A 24,948-nucleotide genomic window follows, 5' to 3' on the forward strand; every position below is an offset into this window, starting at 1 on the left:
AAAGGGCGCTTTCGAGGAACTGGGCCCCTGCGAGGTCATCGGCTTCGTCTCCTGCGGCGGCTGTCCCGGCAAGCGGGCCGTGGCCCGCGCCAGGATGCTGGTGGATCGCGGCGCCGAAGCCGTTGCCCTGGCCTCCTGCATCTGCAAGGGCAACCCCATCAGCTTCCCCTGCCCGCACCACGAGACCATGATCGCCGCCATCCGCAAAAAACTGGGCGACGGCGTGCCCGTGCTGGATCACACGCACTAGGGATACGCATGAGATAGGAGCGGGAGGGGAATCCCCTCCCGCACTGCCCCTTTCCGGCGCGTACGCTCCCGGGCCATGCAGGGCGGCTTCCTGCCATGCCTCGTCCTGACGGGAGACCGTCATGGGCCATGGCCCCGGCACGGTACGCTACCGTCCGCCGGAGGCACGGGCAGCACATCTTCCTCTCCCGTCGCCGGCCCGTCACCTTCATGACGACCGGCGGTCACACAAAGCAGGCATGCTGGGCATGGCATGTCCCCGGTCCCCGGCGCGCAGCAAGGATGTCCCCAGCCCGGGCGGACCCGTAAGGATCGGGAAGGCCAAGGCGGCGCGGCCGGGCCCTCCCCCCGCCCTTTACCTTCCCGCCGCTGTGGGCTATGGAGGGGATGACCGCCTGTTCCGGCGGGCCGCATTTCATCATCAATCACGGACAAAACGGATTCAAAAGGAGAAGTCATGGCGGATATTCTGATCATCGGCGCCGGTGGCGTGGGAAGCGTGGTGGCGCACAAGTGCGCCCAGTTGGCCACAGAAGGGGCCTTCGGCAAGATCACTCTTGCCAGCCGTACGCTTTCCCGGTGTGACGAGATCGCCCGCTCGGTCAAAGCCCGTCTGGGCGTCGACATCGCCACCGCCCAGGTGGATGCCGACAACGTGCCCGAGCTCTGCGCCCTCATCCGTCAGGTGAAGCCCCACACCGTGCTGAACATCGCCCTGCCCTATCAGGACCTGCACATCATGGACGCCTGCCTGGAATGCGGCGTGCATTATCTGGATACGGCCAACTACGAGCCCCTGGATACCGCCAAGTTCGAATACAAATGGCAGTGGGCCTACCAGGAGCGCTTCAAGCAGGCCGGCCTCACCGCCCTGCTGGGCTCCGGTTTCGACCCCGGCGTCACCAACGTCTTCTCGGCCTGGGTCATGAAGCACGAGCTGGACGAAGTGCATGTGCTGGACATCATCGACTGCAACGCCGGTGACCACGGCCAGCCCTTCGCCACCAACTTCAACCCCGAGATCAACATCCGCGAAGTGACCGCCCGCGGCCGCTACTGGGAACGCGGCGAATGGGTGGAGACCGATCCCCTGTCCTGGTCCATGACCTACGACTTCCCCGACGGCATCGGCCCCAAGAAGTGCTTCCTCATGTACCACGAGGAACTGGAATCCCTGGTGCAGAACCTCAAGGGCCTGAAGCGCGCCCGCTTCTGGATGACCTTCTCGGAAAACTACCTGAACCACCTCAAGGTGCTGGGCAATGTGGGCATGACCCGCATCGATCCCGTGCGCTTCCAGGGCCAGGACATCGTGCCCATCCAGTTCCTGCGCGCCCTGCTGCCCGACCCCGCCTCCCTGGGCCCGCTGACCAAGGGCAAGACCTGCATCGGCAACGTCATGCGCGGCATCAAGGACGGCAAGGAAAAGACCGTCTACATCTACAACATCTGCGACCATGAAGCCTGCTACGCCGAAGTGGGCTCCCAGGCCATCTCCTACACCACCGGCGTGCCCGCCATGATCGGTGCCAAGATGATGGTCTCCGGCCAGTGGCTCAAGCCCGGTGTGTGGAACATGGAACAGTTCGACCCCGACCCCTTCATGGCCGACCTCAACGCCTACGGCCTGCCGTGGCAGTGCGTGGAAGTGAAAGACTAGTCCCTTTCGCGCCGGCAACGCTGTTTCAGGGGGAAGGGGCCCGCGGGCTCCTTCCCCCGTTGCGCTCCGGCCCGGGAACAGACCCGCCGCCCCTGCGGCCAGGCCCCGGACGGCAGCCCTTTCTTCACCCCAACCCTTGCAAAAGACCAAAACATGAAGCATCTCCTGCCCCTGCTGGATCCCCGTACCGTCCCCTCGCCCTGCTTCGTGCTGGACGAAGCCCGTCTGGCGGCCAATGCGGCCATCCTGGACAGCGTGCAGCAGCGCACCGGCGCCAAGATCCTGCTGGCCCTCAAGGGCTTTGCCGCCTGGGACAGCTTTTCCCTGCTCTCCCGCGCCAAAGGCCACGGCCCCCTGTGGGGCACCTGCGCCAGCTCCGTGGATGAAGCACGCCTGGGCCGCGAAGAATTCGGCGGCGAAGTGCACGCCTTTGCCGCGGGCTGGACGGAAGAAGAGCTGGACGAGCTGCTGCCGCTGGTGGATCACCTGGTCTTCAACTCCCTGGCCCAGTGGGAACGCTTCGGCCCCAAGGTCCGGGCCTGGTGCCGGGACAACGGCCGCGAGATCAGCTGCGGCCTGCGCATCAATCCCGAACATTCCGAAGGCGCCGTGGCCATCTACAATCCCTGCTCCCCGGGCTCCCGTCTGGGCATCCGGCCGTACCAGCTGCCCGAAACGCTGCCGGAAGGCATCTCCGGTCTGCATTTCCATACCCTGTGCGAACAGGGCTCCGACGCGCTGGAACGCACCCTGGATGCCGTGGAGGCCCGTTTCGGCAAGCAGCTGGCCCAGTGCAAGTGGATCAATTTCGGCGGCGGCCATCACATCACCCGCGAAGGCTACGACCTGGACCGCCTCTGCCGCTGCATCACGCGCATGCAGCAGAACTACGGCGCGCAGATCTATCTGGAGCCCGGCGAGGCCGTGGCCCTCAATGCGGGCTGGCTGGTGGCCACGGTGCTGGACGTGGTGCAGGCCGACATGCCCATCGCCATCCTGGACACCTCGGCCTCCTGCCACATGCCCGACGTGCTGGAGATGCCCTACCGCCCCAACCTGCTGGCCCCGGAAGACGGCGAGCTGCGCCTGGCGGGCGAAAACGGCGAAAAGGCCTGGACCTGCCGCCTGGCGGGCAAGTCCTGCCTGGCCGGGGACGTCATCGGCGAATACAGCTTCGCCGCGCCCCTCAAGGCCGGTGACCGCCTGATCTTCACCGACATGGCCATCTACAGCATGGTCAAGACCACCACCTTCAACGGCCTGCGCCTGCCGTCCATCGGCAGCCTGGCCGCCGACCTCGACGCCGCCGACCCGGCCGCCACGGCCCGTTTCCGTCTGGTGCGCCGCTTCGGCTACGAGGACTTCAAGACCCGTCTGTCCTAGGACATCGAGACCACAGGCCTTTTCCTGAACGCAAACAGCCCCCGCATGACATCATGCGGGGGCTGTTTGCTTGCATCCCTGCCAGCTGTTCCCTGGATGGAACACACCAGGGAAGGGGACATAGGGAGAAAGGGGCCCTTCTCGTATCGGCAGCGACCGAAGGCGGCCTCAGGCCGTGCCCGTCAGCGACAAAGAAGCGTTACTGGCGACAGCAGGGACACGGACCCTCCCCTCATATTTTACTGCTGCACGGACGTGGCCGGGGCCAGATCCTCGACGGAGCTCACGGGACGGCTGCCGGGATAGACCTCACCGGCGCTGGTACCGAAATCGCGCTGGGGCGTCACGGTGCCGCGCACGGCATGCACGGGCCCTGCCGGCTGCGCCTGCGTCCGGGCCGTTGCGGCCTGCCGCTCCTGTTCCAGCCGCTCCAGGCGACGGGCCTGCTGCTCACGGGCCTGTTCCGCGGCCTTGCCCCAGCGGGGGCTGCTGCTGCGCGCCATGGGCACCGGCGTGCTGCCCGCGGCCCAGATCAGGCTGGTATCCCGCGTGGAGGAGGCTCGCTGGGCGGCCTCGAAGCCACTGCGGCCCGTTTCCTGTCCGGCCAGCTGCACATCGGGGAAACTCTCCGGCGGCATGAGCTCGCGGCCGTCAGGCAAAGGCTGCCGGGTGCGCCGGGCCATGAGCAAAGGCGGTTCGGGGTCCAGGCTGCCGTCCAGAAAATCGCTGACCGTCACGAAACGCTGACAGCCCCCGGCCTGCAGCTGCGCGATGATGCGCGGCAGGTTCTCCAGCGTGCCGTGCACCGTATCGTGGAAAAGGAAGATGCCGCGCAGATCGTTGTTGACGTAACGCTGGCCCCGCGTGTTGACCAGAGCGGCGTAATCCTCGCGCACGCCCCGCCAGTCCTCGCTGTCCAGCGACCAGAGCACGACCTTGAGGTCCATCTGCTCGGCAGCTTTCAGGGTGATGTCATTGAACGAACCGTACGGCGGGCGCAGGAAGCGGGCCTCGATGCCCAGGGAGCGCAAAAAGCGCTGCACCCTGCCGATCTGCTCGCTCTGGGCCGCCAGGTTGAGATGGCGCAGATTGGGATGGGAATAGGTATGGATGCCGATCTCGTGACCTTCGTCATGGATGCGCTGCACGAGGTCGGGATGGCGCTCGGCGTTCCGCCCCAGCACGAAGAACGTGGCCGGGATGTTGTGCGCGGCCAGGATGTCGAGAATCTGCGGCGTATTGGCCGAAGGGCCGTCATCGAAGCTCAGGGCGCAGAGGTTCTCCTGCATGGGCTGCGCGATGATGCGCACACCATCGTAGACCCGGCACTGGCGGACACTGGCATCATTCATTACCAGCGCCGAGAGGGAGGCAGGCTCCAGAGGGCCGGAGAGCTTCCGGGCAGTGGCGGAGACGCGCAGCGGCGTGCCGCTGTCCGGGACGGCCTGGGCACAGCCCGGCAACAAAAGCAGGGCCGCCAGCAGCAGCCCCATGCCCATGCGCGACGGGAAACGCGCATCACGATCTTTGCCGGTCACGGCCCTGCGGCCCTGCCGGAAACGGGAAAACATCATCTTTTCCACCCTGAACTGAAGTGTTTTTCTACCTAACACCGGCCCTCCGGGACTGCAAGGTTATTTATCAGGAACGAATATCAATTTTTATCCTTTTATTCCAGCTAATTACAAATGAAATTAAACTTTTTTCAAATTTTTCAATTTTTTTCTTGACCCCGAGGGGTGTTTCCCGTACAAACACTCTTGTTCGAGAGGACAACGACGGACAGTTAGCTCAGTTGGTAGAGCACCGCCTTCACACGGCGGGGGTCACAGGTTCAAGTCCTGTACTGTCCACCACTACGGAGCGGTAGTTAAGACGGTTATAACGCCGGCCTGTCACGCCGGAGGCCGAGGGTTCGAGTCCCTTCCGCTCCGCCATAATTGCGAGAAAAGCGCACTGTGCAAACGGTGCGCTTTTTTTGAGAACAATACGGGATATTTTCCCGACTCCATATTTGGAGCGGTAGTTAAGACGGTTATAACGCCGGCCTGTCACGCCGGAGGCCGAGGGTTCGAGTCCCTTCCGCTCCGCCATAATCACGCGAAGGCGCCCTGCACATGCAGGGCGCTTTTTTTGTTCCCGCCACTCCGCACTGCCCCATTCCCACCTTCCGCCCTGTCTGCCCCAGCCACCATGCGTGGACAGGGGCGATCCTCTTGGTCTACCTTTTGCTATACCAGTAACAAAAAGGAGAGGCCTATGCATCCCACTGCCAATATCATTGCAAAATTTGGTGCCGCTATCGGCATAGACGGCCTTGAGACCGAGAACGGCGTTTGCACGCTCCAGTTCGACGACGTGACAGTCACCCTGGAATGCGCTGAAAACGGTGACGCCCTGTACCTGTACAGCCGGGTGTGCGGCCTGCCGGAAAGCGATGCCGACAAGCTGGCGCTCTATGGCCTGCTGCTGGAACTGGACAGCTTTTTCAGGGGCACGGACGGCGGGATACTGGGTATCGAGCCCCTGCTCGACGCCGTGACCTATACCCGCCGCCTGCCGCTGGAACATCTGGACGAGGCCATCCTCGACCGCCAGGTGGGCCGTCATGTGGATACGGTGGAATCGCTGCGCGCTTCCATCGCGCAACTGCGGGAACAGGCCGCCACGCCCCAGGCCGCCGCGGAAGCGGGCTGGAACGACGGCATGCTGAAGATCTGAACGCTGCTGCCATAAAGGATTCGCCATGAAGATCAATGACCTGAACATCATCGCCCAACGGCTGGGCGCGTTCGGCAAGGAACATCTGGGGATCGATCGCCAGGGACATACCGTCCCCACCACCTCCTCACTGGGAGGCCGCATCGCCAGCTGGATACGCTCGCGCCACAGCGACACGGCAGCCCAGGCCAACCGTGACGTCATGACCGGGATCATCAATACCATCCGGCAGACCGACGATCTGGGCGACCGCTTCGCGGACATCGCCCGAAAGAGCCTGGAAAGCAAGCTGGCTGCCGGTCGTCCCTTGAGCGGACGTGACGCGGCCCGGGTGCTGCAGGACGTCATCCGTATCAAGACGACGGAAGACCAGGCCCGTCTGGAGACCCGGCTCATCAATATCCGGGACCAGTTCCAGAAGCTCTGCGCCCCCCATGCCGACGGCTCGCCCTCGGATCTGGAAACGCAGACGGCCACGCGGCGGCAGCGCTTCGGCCTGCCTCCGGCCACGGCGGAACAGCTCCGGGGTTATCGGGACACCGTCCTGCGCGATCTGGAAGCCAGGGCCCGGCGCGCCGACCATTCGCTGACAGCGGCCGAAAGCCTGGACGCCCTTGGCGAGAGCGCCCGCATGCTGACCCTGAGGGAAGCCAAGGCCGGCATCGCGGCCATGGCGGAGCAGGTCAGCGGCGAAGGCCCCCACGGCTTCATGGCCCGTCTGGGGGCCGCCATGCAGGCCAGGGGCATCGTTGGCGACATCAGTCCCGCCACCCGCGATGTCCTGGTCCAGACCATCCATGACAAGCTCGTCGCCCGCTGCCTGAACGACAGCAACAACATGCACCAGCCCACACTGGCGGAAGCCACCACGGCGGCCGAGAACGTCATCAACAATTTCGTGGCGGCCCTGGACACGGTGGAACACGCCCGGGCCATGCCCCGGGAGGCCAAGCGCATCCTGCAGGACGAGATCCTGCACTCTCCCAAGCCCGTGAACGCGGCCATGGCGCAGGCCATATGCGACGCCGTACTGGATACGGGCCAGTTCCTGCGCACCCTGACGCTGGCCGAGGCCACCCCCGCCGGACTGAAGAGGGACTTCGATACCTATGCCCAGACCATGCACGCCGCCACCACACAGCCGGACGGCATGCTGCGTCCCGGCATCGAGGGCGGGCCGGAAGCCGGCCTGATCCGCATCCTGACGGCCCGCGCCGCATGCAGGATGCTGGGCCTCGGCAATCTGGAGCCCCTGAGCAAGGACGAACGGAAGCTTTTCCAGCAGCTCGAACGGGCAAAGCAGCCCGTCCCGCCGGAGCTGGCCGCCCGCGTCGCTGCCCGTATGGACGCCGACTACGCGGCCCGCCGTGCCCTGGGCGGGGGCTCCCCCCTGCATGTCCTGCGCCGTGACCTTGCCCAGGAGGCCGACGAAGGCCTGCGTTCCCGCAACGAACTCCTGCTCATGAACGTCCTGGATACCCTGGCCCAGGCTACGGAAAGCGACGAATTCTATGACATCCTCGACCGGGCTCCCGGTCTTGGCCAGATGCGCATGGCCGAGGCGCGCCGGTTCGTGCCCCAGGGCCTGGGCCTGACCCTGCCCGAAGGTCAGGCCTTCGACATGGCCGCCGCCCGGCAAAAGATGCAGGACGGCCTCAATGCCACCGTCCTGTCCACCCCTCCGGGCAACGGGGCCACCGCCCTGTCCAGAGAGGATCTGGCCTCTCCCGAACTCATCCGCAAGTGCAACTACTTCTCGGACCAGTTCCTCAAGGACTTCGCCCGGAACGGCATCACCATCAACGGGCACAAGTTCGGCGGCGGGAGATTTACCCATGAGCCGCAACAGATGGAACGGGAGCTGGACGCCCTCATCGCCATGTTCCCCTCTGCCGAAGAGGCCGGACGCATCTGCAGCCCGCTGCATCAGGCCAGCGGCGCCGATATCCTGATGCTCCTCATGGCCGACCCGGCCACCGCCAACGAGACCATGCGCATCGCTGCCCTCCAGTCCCGGCCCCTCGCCAACAGCCTGCCCATCGAGATCATCCGGCACTCTGACGGCTCGTATCACGTCAATATCGAATTCTGCTTCCAGAAGATCGATGCGGAGATGGGCCCCCGTGCCTCCTCCGGCATCAACGCGAGAGCCTCCTTCCTGCTGCCCAATGGCCGGGAACCGCTGCAATTCCGCATCGAGGATCTCGACGTGCTGTTCAACACCCAGCAGGATTAGCCGCGGTCAACCAAGATCGCAAAGGAGTGCCACGATCTAGATTTGGCAGACATTCCTCTGTAGAGGCATGAAAAAGGCCCATCGGCTTTTGCTGGTGGGCCTTTGCCGTTCTGGCTAGAAAAAACTGGCTATTAACGAAGCAATATTTGTTATTAATGGACTTTAGCACCTTTTGCTCTGTTACATCGCCAGCAGAGTGTTTGTAAATTGTTTAATTCTGTCATTCCTCCTTTTGAAATAGGAATTATATGGTCAATTTCAAGTAGTAGATTTGGCTCAAGTTTAGTTGAATTTCCACATAACTTGCATGTATAGTTATCTCGCTCAAGAATGTAACATCTCAATTTACTAGTCATTAAAGCACGCTGCCCAGCAACACTTTTCTTAAACTTTACAATATTTGAAAGATAAACAATAAATTCATTTAAACTAGTAATGTCTAAAACTATTTTACACTGCATACTAGCATTTCCGCCAGATGAAATATATTTAAATATATATGTTGGATAGTATACGTTATGCAAGTTAGCATGCTCAAATCCAAGCTCTTTATTAAGTTTTCTTTTACTAAATTTACGAATGAAAAAAGGAATATCCTTCTCAATACTCCTATAAATACTATTCTTCTTATCTACAAGATATTGTTTTCCTTCATTAACAGCCTCAAAGTTGTTCAGCATGGCTTCTGCTTTTTCTAAAGTATCAGCAGAAGGAATTATTTTGAAATATTTACAAACATATTTAAAAGGTTCTTTGCTCGCACTACTACAAACCGCGCGCGAACAGTAACAAATATTGGGGGCGTATTGCATGTTCTCCAGTTCTTTACGGCTATATTTCCACTTACTATTATCTTCAAGGCTTGCCGTTCCGTGTTTTAGTTGATTTAGACCAAATTGATTAGCCTTTAATCCATCTATGTATTTGTTAAGATTATTCCAATCTTGTATATATTGAGAAACACTATTTTTTATTTGTATAAATCTTTTACTTATAAAGTATATTGACGAGTATACATAATATATAACAAACAACAATATAATTAGCGCAATCGCCAACGCAACTAGAAATGCTATATTGCTAAAAATCTCAGAGTTATCTGTAACAAATTTTAATATAAGACCTATAGGCAATAGAAATATACAAATAGAAATTAAATCAGCCAAAAATTCTGTCAAAATATTTTTTCTTCTAGCCAAGATAGCATCCCCTCAGAAGTATATTTATAATTAATATCTATGATTAAGATAAAAACTGTTTTCTTTCAAGGGGTAGTATCTAAAGCTGTACCTGCATTGAGAAAAAAGTTTTGCCTTAAAGCAGATTTTTCAGGACTATTCGTGGAATAATACAATGAAATAAAAAAGGACTTACAACTAATTGCTGCAAGTCCTTGAAATCTGTGGCGCGCCCGGCGCGATTCGAACGCACGGCCTTTGGCTCCGGAGGCCAACGCTCTATCCGACTGAGCTACGGGCGCACACGTGTCTTTCTAGGCAAAGGGCGTGCCGCTGTCAAGCCCTGCCCCCGCCAGCTTCGGGGCTCACCCGCCCCAGTACCGAAAATGGGCCGTGCCCCTCTTCCGGGCGCGACGCCGCCCGGCATCACGGCAGGCCTGCTCCTTTTCGTGACAGTCTCCTAGTCTTGCGCTATACTTTCTTTCCCCGTTTTGGGGCGCCCCCAACAAGGAGAACGATCATGAGCCAGATCCTCTGGTACGGCCATTCGGCCTTCAATATCAGTTGTGACGACAAGCATGTCGTCGTGGACCCCTTCCTGACGCCCGCTTCCGGTACCACGGCCGAGACCATCGGCCCGGTGGACGTGGTGCTGGTCACCCATGACCATGCCGACCATGTGGGCGATGCCGTGGCCATCTGCAAGAACACCGGCGCCATGCTGGGCGCCATCGTGGGCACGGCCCAGAAGCTGGAGGCCGCCGGTGTGCCCTCGGCCCAGCTGCTCAACTACATCGGCTTCAACATGGGCGGTACCGTGGCCCACGCGGGCTTCGAATTCACCATGACCCAGGCGTATCACTCCAGCGAGTCGGGCTCCCCGGCGGGCTACATCATCCGCACGCCTGACGGCAAGCACATCTACCATGCGGGCGATACCTGCATCTTCGCGGGCATGGAACTGTGGGGCCGCCTCTACCCCATCGACGTGGCCCTGCTGCCCATGGGCGGCGTCTTCACCATGGACGCCCGCCAGGCGGCCCTGGCCTGCAAGCTGCTGGGCTGCAAACAGGTCATCCCCATGCACTGGGGCACCTTCCCGGTGCTGGCCCAGGATACGGAAGCCTTCAAGGCCGAACTGGCCCGCGTGGCTCCCGGCTGTACCTGCATCGACCTGCTGCCCGGCCAGTCCGTGCAGATCTAGCGTTTTGTGGGGGAGCCATCCCGCGCATCAGCGATGTCTCCTCCTCCAAACGCTTCCCGACCCATCAGTAAAAAAGCCCTTCCTGCCATGGCAGGAAGGGCTTTTCGCTTTTTCCAAAAAACGGGAGTCGGGCAATCCCTTAAACAGGATATCGGCCCCACCCGGACATATCGCTTTTTACTTTTTCTCGTCGTCGCTCTTGCCGCGGGCCTTGTCCAGCAGCTCGCCCGCCTGCTGGCCCAGCTCACCGGCTTTGCCGCGAGCTTCCTGCAGCAGTTCCCCGGCCTTCTGGCGGGCACCGTCCACCACTTCACCGCTCTGGCGGCGCAGCTCTTCGGCCTTATGACGGGCTTCCTCCATCATCTCTCCGGCCTGGCCGCGCAGGGAGCCCATCTTTTCCCGGGCCTCGTCCAGAAGCTCGCCCGCCTGCTGGCCCAGTTCGCCCGCCTTGCCGCGGGCCTTATCCACCATCTCGCCGCTCTGGCGACGCAGTTCGCCAGCTTTCTGGCGCGCTTCTTCCATCATCTCGCCGGCCTTGCCACGAGCTTCGTCCAGCAGTTCCCCGGCCTTCTGGCGGGCCTCGCCCACCACTTCGCCGCTCTGGCGGCGCAGCTCACCGGCTTTCTGACGGGCTTCCTCCATCATCTCTCCGGCCTGGCCGCGCAGGGAGTCCATCTTTTCCCGGGCCTCGTCCAGAAGCTCGCCCGCCTGCTGGCCCAGGGCCTGGGCACGGGTGGGCGCGGCCGCGGGCTGGTCCGGCGTGGGCAGCAGACGGTCCTCGTCCCCCTGTCCCTGGGCCACGCGCGCGGCCTCCTCGTCACGCAGGATGCGGCGCAGCACCTTGCCGATGAGGCTCTTGGGCAGTTCCTCGCGGAACTCGAAGAACTTGGGCACCTTGTAATTGGCCAGACGCGCCCGGCAATGGGCCGTCAGCTCGGCCGTGGTCAGGGTCTCGCCGGGACGGGGCACCACATAGGCCTTGAGCACTTCACCGCGGGTGGGATGCTTGACGCCCACGGCCACGGCCTCGGCTACTTTGGGGTGCTCGTACAGGACCTCGTCCACTTCGCGGGGGTAAACGTTGTAACCGCCCACGATGACCAGATCCTTCTTGCGGTCCACGATGTAGTAGTAGCCTTCTTCGTCGTAGTAGGCGATGTCGCCGGTATGCAGCCAGCCGTCGGTCAGGGTGACGGCCGTCTCTTCGGGACGGTTCCAGTAGCCCTGCATGACCTGCGGGCCGCGCACCAGCATCTCGCCCTCCTCATTGGGGCCCAGGACATGGTTGCTGTCGTTGATGTCCACGATGCGGATCTCGGTATGCGGGAAGGCCACGCCGATGGAGCCTTCCTTCTGCGGGCCGTCCAGCGGGTTGGCCGTGACGCAGGGCGAGGCCTCGGTCAGGCCGAAACCTTCGGTGATGCTGGCGTGGGTCATGCTCACCCAGCGGCGCAGGGCCTCGGTGGGGAACGGCGCCGAACCGGAGACGCAGATCTCGATACAAGTGAGGTCGTATTTCTTGATGTCCTTCTGCTGCATGAGCGACATGTAGACCGAAGGCGCGCCCACGAAGAAGGTGGGACGGAAGCGGGCGATGGTCCGCAGCAGGTCGGCGGGCGTGTAGCGCGGCACCGGGATGGTGGTGGCCGCCAGGGCCGTGGGCAGGATGATGTTGCCCACCAGGCCGAAGACGTGAAAGAAAGGCATGATGCTCAGGAAGGACATGGGCTTGCAGTTTTCCCAGTCTATATGGAGGATGGCCAGCAGCTGCTGCATCTGGGCCGAGATGCAGGCATGGCCCAGCATGGCGCCCTTGGGCTGGCCGGAGGTGCCGCCCGTGTACTGGAGCAGGGCCAGGGCGTCACCGGGGTCCTCGTCGGTGGGCACGCTGAAGCGGCCGCGAACCTTGATGAAATCTTTCCAGCGCAGCACTTCCTGCCCGTAGGGCACCTGCGGCACCTGGCCCTGACGGCGGGCCTTGATGCGATACAGCCAGTTGAGCGGGAAGGCCAGACCGTCCGAGATGTTCGTGACCACGGTCAGGCGCAGGGGCAGGCGGTCGCGCAGGGGCTCCAGCTTGGCCCAGAGCAGGTCCAGGGTCACCAGCACCTCGGCCCCGGCATCATTAAAATGATGCAGCAGCTCCTTTTCCATATAGAGCGGGTTGGTCATCACGGCCACGGCCCCGGCCTTCATGATGCCCCAGAAAGCGATGACGGTCTGCGGGATGTTGGGCAGCATGACGGCCACCCGCTGGCCGGGCTTGACGCCGCGCAGGCGCAGGGCCTCGGCAAAGCGTTCCGCCGCTTCGTGCAGACGGCTGTAGGTCATCTGGAAATTCTGGAAACGGATGGCCAGACGGTTGCCGTGCGTCCTGGCGGCCCTGTCCAGCAACGAGGCCAGATGCATGGGCCGGATGACGCATTCCGTGTCCTCGTGACCCGCAAAATGCCGCCACCAGCCGGGGCGTTGACCGTCGTCCAGGATATTTTCCATGGCGCCGTCCAGGGGGCGGGCCGTTTCCGTCTGCGAAGGGGTAGTCATGCGCTGCTCCAGATGCATGCTGCAAGGGTTGGGCGCGGCCTCACGGCACACGCGTTGTCATCCCCCGGCCCGGAGACCGGGGGCCGTCATCAGGAGGGGCGCCGAAGCGCCCCTGTCGAACACTATCGAGAAAAGGATCAGGCCAGGGCGGTCAGGTCGTAGGTGCTGCTCTCCACGATGTCGCCCTGCACCAGCGCGCCGGGGGCCACGCCCAGGCCGCTCACGTAGGTGATGCCGTCCACCTCGGGCGCCTGGAACCAGACACGGCCCACATGCAGGCCCGGCCATTCGTCATGCGGCGCATCCACCAGCACCGGCATGGTCTGGCCCACCGCTTCCTGCAACTGCCGCTCGCTGATCTCGGCCTGGATCTCCATGAGCGTGGCGCGGCGTTCCTCGCGCACTTCCATGGGCACCTGGTCGGGCATGGCCGCCGCGGGCGTGCCTTCTTCGGCCTGATAGGCGAAGACGCCCAGATGGCGGAAGCGCGTCTCTTCCACAAAGCGACACAGGGTCTGGAAATGCTCCTCGGTCTCGCCGGGATAGCCCACGATGAAGGTGGTGCGCAGGGCGGCCTCGGGCAGGGCCTCGCGCACGCGGTCCACCACGCGGCGGGGATCATTGGCGAAGGGGCGGCCCATGCGGGTCAGCACCTCGGGATGGGCGTGCTGCAAGGGGATGTCGAAGTACGGCAGCAGCCGCGGCCCGGCCTCGCGCATGTAGCGCAGCAGTTCGGGCGTAACGCCGCTGGGATAAAGGTAGAGCAGGCGCAGCCAGGTCAGGCGGTCCAGGGGCAGCAGCTCGTCCAGCAGGTGGGGCAGGCTTTGGGGCGTGTCGAAGTCACTGCCCCACGAGGTCAGGTCCTGGGCCACCAGGACCAGTTCGCGCACCCCGCCGGCCAGCAGGCTGCGGGCCTCCTCGCGCAGGTCGGCCGCAGGCACGGAGCGCAGCGGGCCCCGGATGGACGGGATGGTGCAGAAGGCGCACTTGTGGCGGCAGCCTTCGCCCACCTTGAGCCAGGCATAGGACGGGCCCGTGGAGAGCAGGCGGCCCGGCGCGGCGGGAGCCGCGGGCAGGCCCAGGGCCTCGCGCACCATGGCGGGCCAGTTTTCCAGCTCGTCGGTGGGCAGCCACAGGTCCACCTCGGGCAGGTCGGCGGCCAGATCCTTGACGCCGTAGCGCCCCACCATACAGCCGGCCACGGCCAGCAGGGGGCGGCGCTTGCAGCGGCCCAGACGCTCCACGGCATCGAGGATGGAGCGGATGGACTCGCGTACGGCAGGCTCGATGAAGCCGCAGGTATTGATGAAGACCAGACGTGCCCGGCTCATGTGTTCCACGCTGTGCACGGGCATGCCCAGCGAGCCCAGCAGATGCTCGGTATCCACACGGTTCTTGGGACAGCCCAGGCTCAGGGACCACACCGGCAAAGAGCCGGACACACGGGCGCGCGTCAGGGGCGCGGCCGCTCCGGCTGCGGAAGAAAAGGAATGGACAGTCATGGAGATAGCCTATCCGTCTCTGTTTTTTTTGTCATCACAAATTGCGCGATATGGTTGCGCAGGCAACGGGATAGGCTGTGTCCGGCGGCAGAGGCGCCGCCGTGCGGGACCGCCCCGCAGGAACGGGGCAGAACGGGAAGATGTCAGGCTAGAAGGCGTGGACGCGCCACGGCAGGGCCAGGAAGCGCAGACTGTTGGGCTGGATGACCAGCAGGCGTTCCCGCTGCACGTCGGCGCTGCGGGTCACGAAGCTCTCGCGCGGGATCAACGTCACGGCTTCGTCCTCGTGGCTGCAGTCGAAAAGATGCAGCAGGTCCCCGTCCATGCGGTCGGCGCAGGTCCAGTGCCGGTTCATGGGCGGCGTCTCGGGCGTCAAATGCCGCAAAAAGCGGAACAGGATGCAGCGGCCCTCGCCCGGTGCCAGCCACTCGCGGCAGGCTTCCCACAGGGCGTCGGGCGAAACGGCCTCGCCTTCGGCAAAGGGCTTTTCCACCAGCAGGGGGTAGCGCTGCTGGCGGGCCTGGATCATGTCGTCCACCAGCTGCATGTAGTCCGTGTCCTGCTCCAGCACGGCCCGCAGGGCACCGGGCTTCCCGGCCAGGGAAAGCAGGGTCTCGTTGAGGATGTCGCGCGCCTTGAGCGTCTGGATGCCGTGGGTCAGGCGCAGGGCGTTGAGCACGGCATAGATGGCACAAAACGTATCCAGTTTCCCCTGGAAAAAAGGTTTGAGCATACGAACCTCCGCATGCTGTTATGCCTGTTCCCCACAGGCAAGGCAACCGGAAACGCCGGACAGCACAGAAGTTTTTTCTCCCCGGCCCGGCTGCGGGGCTTTTGCGGCTTTACAAGGCCTGCCGCAGCAGGTATAAGGGAATCCCCACTAACTATATCACCATACCTTGATATGCAGATATTCACCAATCCCCAAGATCTGGCGGCCCAGTGCCGCTCCTGGCGCGCGGCCGGCGAGGACATCGCCCTTGTGCCCACCATGGGCTATTACCATGCCGGTCACGAGGCGCTCATGGACCAGGGCCGCGGCCTTGCCAAGCGTCTTGTGGTCAGCCTTTTCGTCAACCCCACCCAGTTCGGCCCCAATGAAGACCTTTCCGCCTATCCGCGCGACATCGAGCGCGATACGCAGATCGCCGCCGCCCACGGCGCGGACGCCATCTTCATCCCCGAACCCGCGTCCATGTATGCGGAAGACCACGCCACCTGGGTGGAAGTGCCGGACCTTTCCCGCATCATGTGCGGCCTGAGCCGGCCGACCCATTTTCGCGGTGTCTGCACGGTGGTGCTGAAGCTGTTCATGATCACCCAGGCCGACGTGGCCGTCTTCGGCCAGAAGGACTGGCAGCAGCAGGCCATCCTGCGCCGCATGGTGCGCGACCTCAACGTGCCGGTGCGCATCGAGACCTGTCCCATCGTGCGAGAGGAAGACGGCCTGGCCCTCTCCTCCCGCAACGTCTACCTCACCGAGGAAGAACGCCGCCAGGCCCCCTGGATCCATCGCGGCCTGCAGCTGGCCCGCGACATGGCCCAGAAGGGACAGACCCACGCCAAGATCCTGCGTGAGGCCGCCCTCTGCACCTGGGCGGACCACCTGACCCTGGGCCGTCTGGACTACCTCAGCGTGGTGGACCCCGTGTCCATGGAGCCGCTGGACACCGTGGATGGCCCGGCCCTCATGGCCTGTGCCATCCGCATGGGCAAGGCCCGCCTGATCGACAATATCCTGCTCAGGGACTAGCGGACAGGCCATATGTTTTTTCGGCAGGGGCCGGACCGGGGCTGATGTCCCGGCCCGGCTTCCCCATGCCTGCCCGGCCGCCCGCACGGGCGGTGCAGGCGACCTGCGGTCCGGCAACGGCCGCGGGCCATACTGAACCATGGAGAACAGACCAATGCAAACCAAGGGCAAATATTTCTTCACCTCCGAGTCCGTGACCGAAGGCCATCCCGACAAGGTGGCGGACCAGATCTCCGACGCCGTCCTGGACACCCTGCTGGCCCAGGACCCCAACGCCCACGTGGCCTGCGAGACCCTGGTGACCACCGGCATGGCGGTCATCGCCGGCGAGATCACCACCACAGGCTATGCCGACCTGCCCCACGTGGTGCGCGAGACCATCCGCGAGATCGGCTACACCAGCTCCGACATGGGCTTCGACGCCGACACCTGCGCCGTGATCTCCTCCATCGACCACCAGTCCCCCGACATCGCCCAGGGCGTGCTGCGCGCCGCTCCCGAAGACCAGGGCGCCGGTGACCAGGGCATGATGTTCGGCTTTGCCTGCAACGAGACCCCCACCCTCATGCCCGCCCCCATCTTCTGGGCCCACCAGCTCTCCCAGCAGCTGACCAAGGTGCGCAAGGACGGCACCGTGCCCTTCTTCCGTCCTGACGGCAAGACCCAGGTCTCCTTCGAATACCTGGACGGCAAGCCCGTGCGCATCAACAACGTGGTGGTCTCCACCCAGCACGCCGCTTCCGCCTCCCAGGCCGACATCATCGAAGCCGTGAAGAAGCACGTGATCCGCCCCGTGCTGGAGCCCTCCGGCTACTTCGATGAAAAGGACTGCGAGATCTTCATCAACACCACCGGCCGTTTCGTGGTGGGCGGTCCCATGGGCGACTGCGGCCTCACCGGCCGCAAGATCATCCAGGACACCTACGGCGGCAGCGGCCATCACGGCGGCGGCGCCTTCTCCGGCAAGGACCCCTCCAAGGTGGACCGCTCCGGCGCCTACATGGGCCGCTACATCGCCAAGAACGTGGTGGCCGCCGGTCTGGCCCCGGTGTGCGAAGTCCAGATCGCCTACTGCATCGGCGTGGCCGATCCGGTGAGCGTGCTGGTCTCCTCCCAGGGCACCAGCGAGATCCCCGACGAAGTGCTGACCAAGGCCGTGCGTGAAGTCTTCGACATGCGCCCCTACTTCATCACCAAGCGTCTGGACCTCAAGCGTCCCATCTACTCCAAGACCTCCTGCTACGGCCACTTCGGCCGCGAGCTGCCCGAGTTCACCTGGGAAAAGACCGACGCCGTGGCCGACCTGCGCACCGCCGCCAAGGTCTAGCCCGCACGACTGATCCTGTTGAAGGCCGGGGCTTTCCCCGGCCTTTTTTGTATCCGCCGCCCGGCTCCCGCCCTCCCCGCGGACGGCCATTCCCGCAGGCGGCCGCCACGATGACCGCAAAGGAGAGGGAGCGGCCCCTCCCCGGCATCCTCGCCACCGACAGCGGGCACCGGCGTTTGCGGGCTCCCCTGCCGATCCTCCTGCAGGGCCGGGATGCGTCAGACCTCGTACCGGCTCCGCCTTCGGCCGCTGCCATGCCGCAGGGCACCCGCCCCGGCCAGGATACCGGGCTCCCCCCGGGCGCTCGCGTCCGGCCTGCAACTTGCAAGCCCTGTGCGGATTAAGTACATTGAGTGATTACGGATGCCGTGACATCCGCCGCCGCGCCCGGCGCGCGGCACAGCCACTGACCCGCAAGACCGGCGGGGCCCGCGGGCCTGCCGCCATCCCATCCACCTTTCCGCGTGCCGAGGCATCATGAACCCGCAAACCTACACGGCCCCGCAGGAACAGCAGGAGGCGCCGGCCTCCTTTGCCGCCATCCTGCCCCTGCTGCTCTTTTTGCTCATCTTCATCGGTACGGGCGTCAGCCTGAGCCTGGCCGGTGTGGACATGGCCTTCTACCAGCTCTCCGCCACGGTGGCCATCCTGCCCGCCATCGCTCTGGCCCTGATGCAGGGCCGGGCCCGCCTGTCCAAAAAGATCACCATCTTCCTCACCGGTGTGGGCGAGATCAACATCATCACCATGTGCATGATCTACCTGCTGGCGGGCGGTTTTGCCGCCACGGCCACGGCCATCGGCAGCGTGGATGCCACGGTGAACTTCGGCCTTTCGCTGGTGCCGCCGGCCTTCATCCTGCCCGGCCTGTTCCTCATCGGCGCCTTCGTGTCCACGGCCATGGGCACCAGCATGGGCACCGTGGCCGCCATCACGCCCATCGCCCTGGGCGTGGCCGCCCAGACAAGCATCGAAGTGCCCGTGCTCATGGGCGTGGTGCTGGGCGGGGCCATGTTCGGCGACAACCTGTCCATGATCTCGGACACCACCATCGCCGCCACCCGCACCCAGGGCTGCGAGATGGGCGACAAGTTCCGCATGAACTTCCTCATCGTCCTGCCCGCCGCCCTGCTCACCGTGGCCCTGCTCTGGTTCTCGGCCTCGGGCGGTACCGAAGTGACCCTGCACGACTTCGAGCTGATCCGCGTCCTGCCCTACATCGCCGTGCTGGTGCTGGCCCTGACCGGGCTCAACGCCTTCATCGTCCTGGCCACGGGCATTCTGCTCAGCGGTCTGGTAGGCCTGTTCTGCGGCATCCCCGGCGCGGACGGCCAGATCGTGCCCTACAGCCTGCTCCGCTGGGGGCAGGACATCTACAAGGGCTTCACCGGCATGAACGAGATCATGGTCCTGTCCATGCTCATCGGCGGCCTGGGCGAGCTCATCCGCTACCACGGCGGCATCGCCTGGCTGCTGGCCCGCGTGGACGGCCTGGCCCGGCGCCTGGCCGGGAAAAGCGGCGGCAAGGGCTCCTCGCGGGTGGGGGAATCCTGCATCGCCCTGCTGGCCAGCCTGGCCGACATCTGCACGGCCAACAACACCGTGGCCATCATCCTCACCGGCGGCCTGGCCCGCGAGATCGCCCTCAAGAACGGCATCGACCCGCGCCGCAGCGCCAGCCTTCTGGACATCTTTTCCTGTGTCTTCCAGGGCCTGATCCCCTGGGCCGCCCAGCTGCTGCTGGCCGGTTCCCTGGCCAAGATCTCGCCGCTGGAGATCACCATCAACAACTGGTACTGCATGCTGCTGGCCGTGGCCGGCATCCTGGCCATCATCCTGGGCCTGCCCCGCATCAAGGCCCGCAGCACGGAGGCGTGATATGGCAGGCAATTCCTTTGGGCGCATCCTGCGCCTCACCTCGTACGGCGAATCCCATGGGCCCGGTCTGGGCGGCGTGCTGGACGGCTGCCCCGCAGGCCTGCCCCTGAGCGAGGAAGACCTGCAGCGCGAGCTGGACCTGCGCAAGCCCGGACAGGGCGCCACGGCCACCAAACGCAAGGAATCCGATACCGTCCGCATCCTTTCCGGCGTGTTCCAGGGCCTGACCACCGGCACGCCCATCGCTTTCCACATCGCCAACGAGGACCAGCGCTCCCGCGATTACGGCAATCTGGCCCAGGTCTTCCGGCCCGGGCACGCGGACTGGGGCTTCTTCAAAAAGTTCCACGGCATCCGCGACTACCGCGGCGGCGGCCGCTCCTCCGGGCGCGAGACCGTGGCCCGTGTGGCGGCCGGGGCCATCGCCAAAAAGCTGCTGGCCACGCGCGGCATCCGGATCGTGGCCGGGGCCGTGGAGCTGGGCGGCATCGCCGTTCCCCCCGAAGCGTGCGATCCGGACGCGGCCCTGAGCCGTCCCTTCTTCGCCGCCGCCGACAGCGTGGTCCCGCTCTGGGAAGAGCGCGTCGCCGCGGCCCGTGCCGCCGGGGACACCCTGGGCGGCGTGGTGCAGGTGGTGGCCCGCAACGTGCCCGCCGGTCTGGGCGAGCCCTGCTTCGACAAGCTGGACGCCCGGCTGGCCTACGCCCTCATGGGCGTGGGCGCGGTCAAGGCCGTGGAAGTGGGCGAGGGCTTTGCCGCCGCGCGCCTCACCGGCTCGCAGAACAACGATCCCATGCTGCCCGGCGGCCGCTTTGCCAGCAACCATGCGGGTGGCATCCTGGGCGGCATCTCCAGCGGCCAGGACATCGTGCTGCGCGTGGGCGTCAAACCCATCGCCTCCATCGCGCAGGAACAGCAGACCATCGACGTCCACGACCAGCCCGCCAGCGTGCTCATCGGCGGCCGTCACGACCTTGCGGCCATCCCGCGCATCGTGCCCGTGCTCACGGCCATGACCGCTCTGGTGCTGGCCGACGCCCTGCTGCTGCAGGAGCGCATGGCCGTCCTGCCCGTGCCCGACGGCGTGGACTGGTTTTAGCAGTGTTTGTTGAGGGGGAAGGGGCCCTTTTTCCTGCGGTAAAAAGGTCTCCCTTCCCCTCGAACTCCCCCATCCCTCCAAAAACCGCTCTCCTGGTCTGCCATGTCTGACGATCTTCCCCTGCTGCGCGATCCCGATGCCGTGGAGCTCACCGGCACGCTGGAACGTGTGGTCTTCCACAACGAAGAGAACGGCTATACCGTGCTGCGCCTGCTGCCCGACAGGGCCCTGCCCGTGGAGGCCAAGGTCAAGGGCGCGCCCAGCCGCACGGTGAGCCGCGATCCCGTGACCTGCGTGGGCCACATGGTCAACCCGCAGGTGGGCGTCCAGTTGCAGGTCAGCGGCCGCTGGGTCAACAACGCGCGTTTCGGCCGCCAGCTGGCCTTCGACATGGCCGAGGAGATGCTGCCCGCCACCAGCGAGGGCATCCGCCTGTACCTGGCCTCGGGCCTCATCAAGGGCGTGGGCGAGGAGATGGCCGGGCGCATCGTGGCGGCCTTCGGCACGGACACCATCCGCGTGCTGGACGAAGAGCCCGAACGCCTGCTCAAGATCAAGGGCGTGGGCAAGAAGAGTTTCGAGAAGATCAAGGAAAGCTGGGCCGAGCACCGGGGCATCCGCGACCTGCTGCTCTTTTTGCAGCCCCACGGCATCACGCCCGCCTATGCCGTGCGCATCTACCGCGCCTACGGCGGCGAGGCCCTCAACGTGGTGCGCGAGAACCCCTACCGTCTGGCCATGGACATCCGGGGCATCGGCTTCGTGACGGCCGACGCCGCGGCCCGCAAGCTGGGCTTTGCCGAGGATCATCCCCTGCGCATCCAGGCCGGGCTGCTTTATGTGCTGCAGAAGGCCACGGACGACGGCAACGTCTTCCTTCCCGAGGAGGAGCTGCTGGATCAGGCCTGCCAGCAGCTGGCCGTGGATCGCGACCTGGCCCGGCAGGCCGTGCTGGCCCTGGAGCAGGAAGAGCGCGTGGTGCGCGAGAGCCTGGACGAGCTGCCCGGGCGCCTGCCCGCTGTCTTCCGCGAGGACGGCGAGGAGGCGGAAGCGCCGGAAGTGGCCGTCTACCTGCGCCGCTACCATCATTACGAATCCAAGACGGCCTTCTATCTGCACCGCCTGCTGCACTCGCCCAAGGCCGTGCGTTTCGCCGAGCCCGACGCCCTGGTGGAAAAGGTCACGGAGTCCCTGTCCATCAGCCTGGCCCCGGAACAGCTGGAGGCCGTGCGCACCGCGGCGCGCAGCAAGGTCATGGTGCTCACCGGCGGCCCCGGCACGGGCAAGACCACCATCATCAACGCCATCATCCGCCTGTTCGCCGAGGTCAAGGCCAAGATCCTGCTGGCCGCGCCCACGGGCCGCGCCGCCAAGCGCATGAGCGAGACCTCGGGCCGCGAGGCCCGCACCATCCACCGCCTGCTGGAATACAGCCCGCAGGAGGACGGCTTTGCCCGCAACGAGGACAATCCGCTGGCCTGCGGCCTGCTGGTGGTGGACGAGGCCTCCATGATGGACACCCTGCTCTTCTACCACCTGCTCAAGGCCGTGCCCATGGGCGCCACCGTGGTGCTGGTGGGCGACGTGCACCAGCTGCCCTCCGTGGGGCCGGGCAACGTGCTGGCCGACATCATCGCCTCCGGGGCGGTGCCCGTGGTGGAGCTGACCGAGATCTTCCGCCAGTCGGCGGAAAGCGAGATCATCTGCAACGCCCACCTCATCAACAAGGGGCAGGTGCCCTCGCTGGAATCCAGCAAGGACAGGCTCTCGGATTTCTATTTCATCCACCAGAACGACCCGGAACGCGCCGCCGACATGGTGGTGGATCTGGTGCGCAACCACATCCCGCGCCGCTTCGGCCTGGACCCGGTCAACGACATCCAGGTGCTCACGCCCATGCACAAGGGCGCCGTGGGCGCGGCGCAGCTCAATCTGCGCCTGCAGGCCAGCCTCAACCCCAACGGGCTGGAAGTGCGGCGCGGCGAACGCAGCTTCCGCCTGCACGACAAGGTCATGCAGATCCGCAACAACTACGACAAGGACGTCTTCAACGGCGACGTGGGCCGCATCGTCTTTCTGGACAGCAAGGAGCGGACCCTGAGCGTGCGCTACGACGACCGCGTGGTGCCCTATGACTTCGAGGAGCTAGACGAACTGACGCCCGCCTACGCCATCTCCATCCACAAATCGCAGGGCTCGGAATACCCTGCCGTGGTCATCCCGCTGATGATGCAGCATTACGTGCTGCTGCAGCGCAACCTGGTCTATACCGGCGTCACGCGCGGCAAAAAGCTGGTGGTGCTGGTGGGCGAGAGCCGCGCCCTGCACATGGCCGTCAAGAACAACAAGACCCGCACCCGCCACACCCGCCTTGCCCTGCGTCTGCAACCGTTGACATAGCCCTGACATAGCCCGCCATCCGGTTTAGGAGGCAATAATCCTTATCTGCAAAGTAAGGAATTTCGCCACTCCTGCGCCGGATGACCGGCCGGATCAAAGGTACTGCATGACGCCAAAAAATTATGACCTGACCTTCCACTATTTCAGGGCCTTCGCCATCGTCTCCGTCATGCTCACCCACATGTGGGTGGGCCCCGTCCTCGCGGGCAGCGAGGACGCCGCCAAGCTCCAGGACAGCCTGCGGCTGTGTCTTTTCCACTCCGCCACCATCTACTTCGTCTTCATCTCCGGCTATCTGTTCGACTTCGTGAACCGCAGGAAAGGCCAGTTCTCCCCCCTGCGCTTCTACAAGTCCAAGATCGTCAACGTCTTCTGTCCCTACTTCATCCTGTCGCTGCTCCTGCTGGCCGCGGGCTGGATCTCCCACCACTGGTTCGGCTACGACATCCCCTTCATCAACGACGGCACGCCCGTGGCCTCCCTGTGGGACGTCCTGCGCTGTCTGGCCTACGGGTCGGCCAGTCTGGTGCCCTACTGGTACATCCCCTTCATCATGACCGTGTTCAGCGTCGGACCGCTCATCTTCCACATGCCCACCGGGCTGCTGCAAAAGATCCTGCTCCCGGCCTCCGTCCTGCCCCTGATGGTGCCGCGCCTGCTGGTCTCGCCCTTGCGCAACCTCTGCTTCTTCGTGCCCATCTTCCTCATGGGCGTGTACTGCGCCCGCAACCGTGACGCCTGTATGGCCTTCATCCGCCGCCACCTCAGCGCCATCCGCGTGACGGCCGTGCTGACCTCCCTGCTCATCGTGGCCGACCATTACTTCGGCAGCTTCATGCCCAACATCGAAGGGGCCTACTATGTGCAGAAACTCTGTATCGGCTCCTGGGTGCTGGAACTGCTGGAAGGCATGGACAGGGAAGTGCTGGCCCTGGACTTCCTGGCCCGCTACAGCTTCCCGCTCTTCTTCCTGCATGCCATCTTCCAGGGCATCTTCCAGGCGCCCCTGTTCCAGGTGCTCGGCGCCGCGCTGCCCGGACAGGTCTTCACCATCGCCAACCTCACCGTGACCGTGGAGATAGCTCTTTGCATCCTCTGCATCCTGGGCATCAAGAAGGTCATGGGCAAACGCTCGCGCTATCTCATCGGCGGCTAGGCCAAAGGAAAGCCTGCCGCGGGCACAGCACTGACAGTGCTGGAGGATGCCGCCGGCAATGACGGGACCGGGGCCGCCGGAAAGGCGGTCCCGGTCTTTTTTTCGGCAGGGAACACGCTGGCGAGGCACAAAAAAAGGGGGACATGGTCCCCCATCGATGTTTCGTGTCACGCCGGTCGCCTGTTGTGGAGCTGTCACCGCATCCCTGCGGCGGGCTCATGCCGGGGTTCTCCCTTCCTGAAGATGCGGGTAAGGAGCCGTGGAAAGCCGCCCGCCCGGACAGCGCCTTCCGGGTGGTGCAGGGCCCGTCCCCGTTTGCGCGCAGTCCCGGCAGACGGCAGCGGAGCAAAGGACTCCCTCCCCTTCAAAAACACGCCCCGCCCAAGGGCGAAAAATACAAAATAAACAAGTTATTTCAATTAGATAGACAACATCCGAACATATCTCCAGTGAAGGGCCTGCCGCAGGTCCAGCGCTCATCTGAAAAAGCGCGCCGGGGAAAGGATGGGAGCGTGGGGGAATAGGCTCCTCGCGCACGGGCGACGGCCGGAGGCGGCTGCAGACCGTGCCCGTGAACGACGAAGGCGCTTTACGGGCATCGGCAGCAGCGATGAGGGCTTTCCCTTCCCCCAGCAAATGCGGCGAGCGTTCCCCCTAG

Annotated in this window: 17 protein-coding genes and 4 tRNA genes; 15 read left to right on the forward strand and 6 right to left on the reverse strand. The window is 64.0% G+C overall.

Annotated features, from left to right (window positions below; translation table 11 throughout):
- The 3 genes from ACQRCJ_RS09435 to nspC all read left to right on the forward strand — a co-directional run.
- The coding region (locus tag ACQRCJ_RS09435; RefSeq protein WP_427799676.1) for a CGGC domain-containing protein at positions 1–250 on the forward strand (250 nt) is incomplete at its 5' end.
- A 456-nt stretch (positions 251–706) separates the two neighbouring features.
- Positions 707–1,909, forward strand: coding sequence for a saccharopine dehydrogenase family protein (locus tag ACQRCJ_RS09440; protein ID WP_303995465.1), 1,203 nt, complete (start codon positions 707–709; stop codon positions 1,907–1,909).
- 153 nt (positions 1,910–2,062) lie between these two features.
- Positions 2,063–3,292, forward strand: a complete 1,230-nt coding sequence (gene nspC / locus ACQRCJ_RS09445; protein ID WP_427799677.1) for a carboxynorspermidine decarboxylase — start codon at positions 2,063–2,065, stop codon at positions 3,290–3,292.
- A 239-nt stretch (positions 3,293–3,531) separates the two neighbouring features.
- Here the strand turns inward: nspC and ACQRCJ_RS09450 are convergent, their stop codons facing one another.
- On the reverse strand, positions 3,532–4,866 hold the full coding sequence (locus ACQRCJ_RS09450) for a polysaccharide deacetylase family protein (protein WP_427799678.1): 1,335 nt from the start codon (positions 4,864–4,866) through the stop codon (positions 3,532–3,534).
- A 206-nt stretch (positions 4,867–5,072) separates the two neighbouring features.
- Between ACQRCJ_RS09450 and ACQRCJ_RS09455 the strand changes: the two genes are divergently transcribed.
- The 5 genes from ACQRCJ_RS09455 to ACQRCJ_RS09475 all read left to right on the forward strand — a co-directional run bounded on the left by ACQRCJ_RS09455 (position 5,073) and on the right by ACQRCJ_RS09475 (position 8,249).
- Positions 5,073–5,148 (forward strand) — tRNA-Val (locus ACQRCJ_RS09455).
- Positions 5,149–5,152: 4 nt separating this feature from the next.
- Positions 5,153–5,229 (forward strand) — tRNA-Asp (locus ACQRCJ_RS09460).
- 79 nt (positions 5,230–5,308) lie between these two features.
- Positions 5,309–5,385, forward strand: a tRNA-Asp gene (locus tag ACQRCJ_RS09465).
- A gap of 166 nt (positions 5,386–5,551) precedes the next feature.
- Positions 5,552–6,013: a CesT family type III secretion system chaperone gene (locus ACQRCJ_RS09470; protein WP_168935347.1), complete on the forward strand. Its 462-nt coding sequence runs from the start codon at positions 5,552–5,554 to the stop codon at positions 6,011–6,013.
- A 25-nt stretch (positions 6,014–6,038) separates the two neighbouring features.
- Positions 6,039–8,249, forward strand: coding sequence for a hypothetical protein (locus ACQRCJ_RS09475; protein ID WP_427799679.1), 2,211 nt, complete (start codon positions 6,039–6,041; stop codon positions 8,247–8,249).
- 152 nt (positions 8,250–8,401) lie between these two features.
- Here the strand turns inward: ACQRCJ_RS09475 and ACQRCJ_RS09480 are convergent, their stop codons facing one another.
- Positions 8,402–9,448, reverse strand: a complete 1,047-nt coding sequence (locus ACQRCJ_RS09480; protein ID WP_304014676.1) for an HNH endonuclease — start codon at positions 9,446–9,448, stop codon at positions 8,402–8,404.
- 204 nt (positions 9,449–9,652) lie between these two features.
- Positions 9,653–9,729, reverse strand: a tRNA-Arg gene (locus ACQRCJ_RS09485).
- A 218-nt stretch (positions 9,730–9,947) separates the two neighbouring features.
- On the opposite strand from ACQRCJ_RS09485, the gene ACQRCJ_RS09490 reads away from it, so the two are divergent.
- Positions 9,948–10,631 (forward strand): metal-dependent hydrolase, encoded by a 684-nt coding sequence (locus tag ACQRCJ_RS09490; protein WP_168935345.1) that lies wholly within the window; start codon positions 9,948–9,950, stop codon positions 10,629–10,631.
- 177 nt (positions 10,632–10,808) lie between these two features.
- Here the strand turns inward: ACQRCJ_RS09490 and ACQRCJ_RS09495 are convergent, their stop codons facing one another.
- The 3 genes from ACQRCJ_RS09495 to ACQRCJ_RS09505 form a co-directional block, all read right to left on the reverse strand.
- The gene (locus ACQRCJ_RS09495) at positions 10,809–13,175 is read right to left on the reverse strand and encodes an AMP-binding protein (protein WP_427799680.1); all 2,367 of its coding nucleotides are present in this window, start codon (positions 13,173–13,175) and stop codon (positions 10,809–10,811) included.
- A gap of 137 nt (positions 13,176–13,312) precedes the next feature.
- Positions 13,313–14,677: a 30S ribosomal protein S12 methylthiotransferase RimO gene (rimO, locus tag ACQRCJ_RS09500; RefSeq protein ID WP_427799681.1), complete on the reverse strand. Its 1,365-nt coding sequence runs from the start codon at positions 14,675–14,677 to the stop codon at positions 13,313–13,315.
- 148 nt (positions 14,678–14,825) lie between these two features.
- Entirely contained in the window at positions 14,826–15,410 is a 585-nt protein-coding gene (locus ACQRCJ_RS09505) for a hypothetical protein (protein ID WP_168935343.1), read from the reverse strand.
- A 171-nt stretch (positions 15,411–15,581) separates the two neighbouring features.
- On the opposite strand from ACQRCJ_RS09505, the gene panC reads away from it, so the two are divergent.
- The 6 genes from panC to ACQRCJ_RS09535 all read left to right on the forward strand — a co-directional run bounded on the left by panC (position 15,582) and on the right by ACQRCJ_RS09535 (position 24,290).
- A complete protein-coding gene (gene panC / locus ACQRCJ_RS09510; RefSeq protein WP_427799682.1) occupies positions 15,582–16,430 on the forward strand; it encodes a pantoate--beta-alanine ligase in 849 nt (282 codons plus the stop codon).
- Positions 16,431–16,584: 154 nt separating this feature from the next.
- Positions 16,585–17,757, forward strand: a complete 1,173-nt coding sequence (gene metK, locus ACQRCJ_RS09515) for a methionine adenosyltransferase (protein ID WP_168935341.1) — start codon at positions 16,585–16,587, stop codon at positions 17,755–17,757.
- Between the two features lie 477 nt (positions 17,758–18,234).
- Entirely contained in the window at positions 18,235–19,635 is a 1,401-nt protein-coding gene (locus tag ACQRCJ_RS09520; protein ID WP_204674167.1) for a Na+/H+ antiporter NhaC family protein, read from the forward strand.
- 1 nt (position 19,636) lies between these two features.
- Positions 19,637–20,734, forward strand: coding sequence for a chorismate synthase (gene aroC, locus ACQRCJ_RS09525; RefSeq protein WP_168935339.1), 1,098 nt, complete (start codon positions 19,637–19,639; stop codon positions 20,732–20,734).
- A gap of 102 nt (positions 20,735–20,836) precedes the next feature.
- Positions 20,837–23,134 carry an SF1B family DNA helicase RecD2 gene (recD2, locus tag ACQRCJ_RS09530; RefSeq protein WP_297138134.1) on the forward strand — a complete coding sequence of 766 codons (2,298 nt, stop codon included), beginning with the start codon at positions 20,837–20,839 and terminating at the stop codon, positions 23,132–23,134.
- A gap of 106 nt (positions 23,135–23,240) precedes the next feature.
- Entirely contained in the window at positions 23,241–24,290 is a 1,050-nt protein-coding gene (locus tag ACQRCJ_RS09535) for an acyltransferase family protein (RefSeq protein ID WP_303899709.1), read from the forward strand.
- Positions 24,291–24,948: the final 658 nt, after the last annotated feature.

The organism is Desulfovibrio sp. SGI.102, assembly GCF_050314315.1.
Classification (GTDB): domain Bacteria; phylum Desulfobacterota; class Desulfovibrionia; order Desulfovibrionales; family Desulfovibrionaceae; genus Desulfovibrio.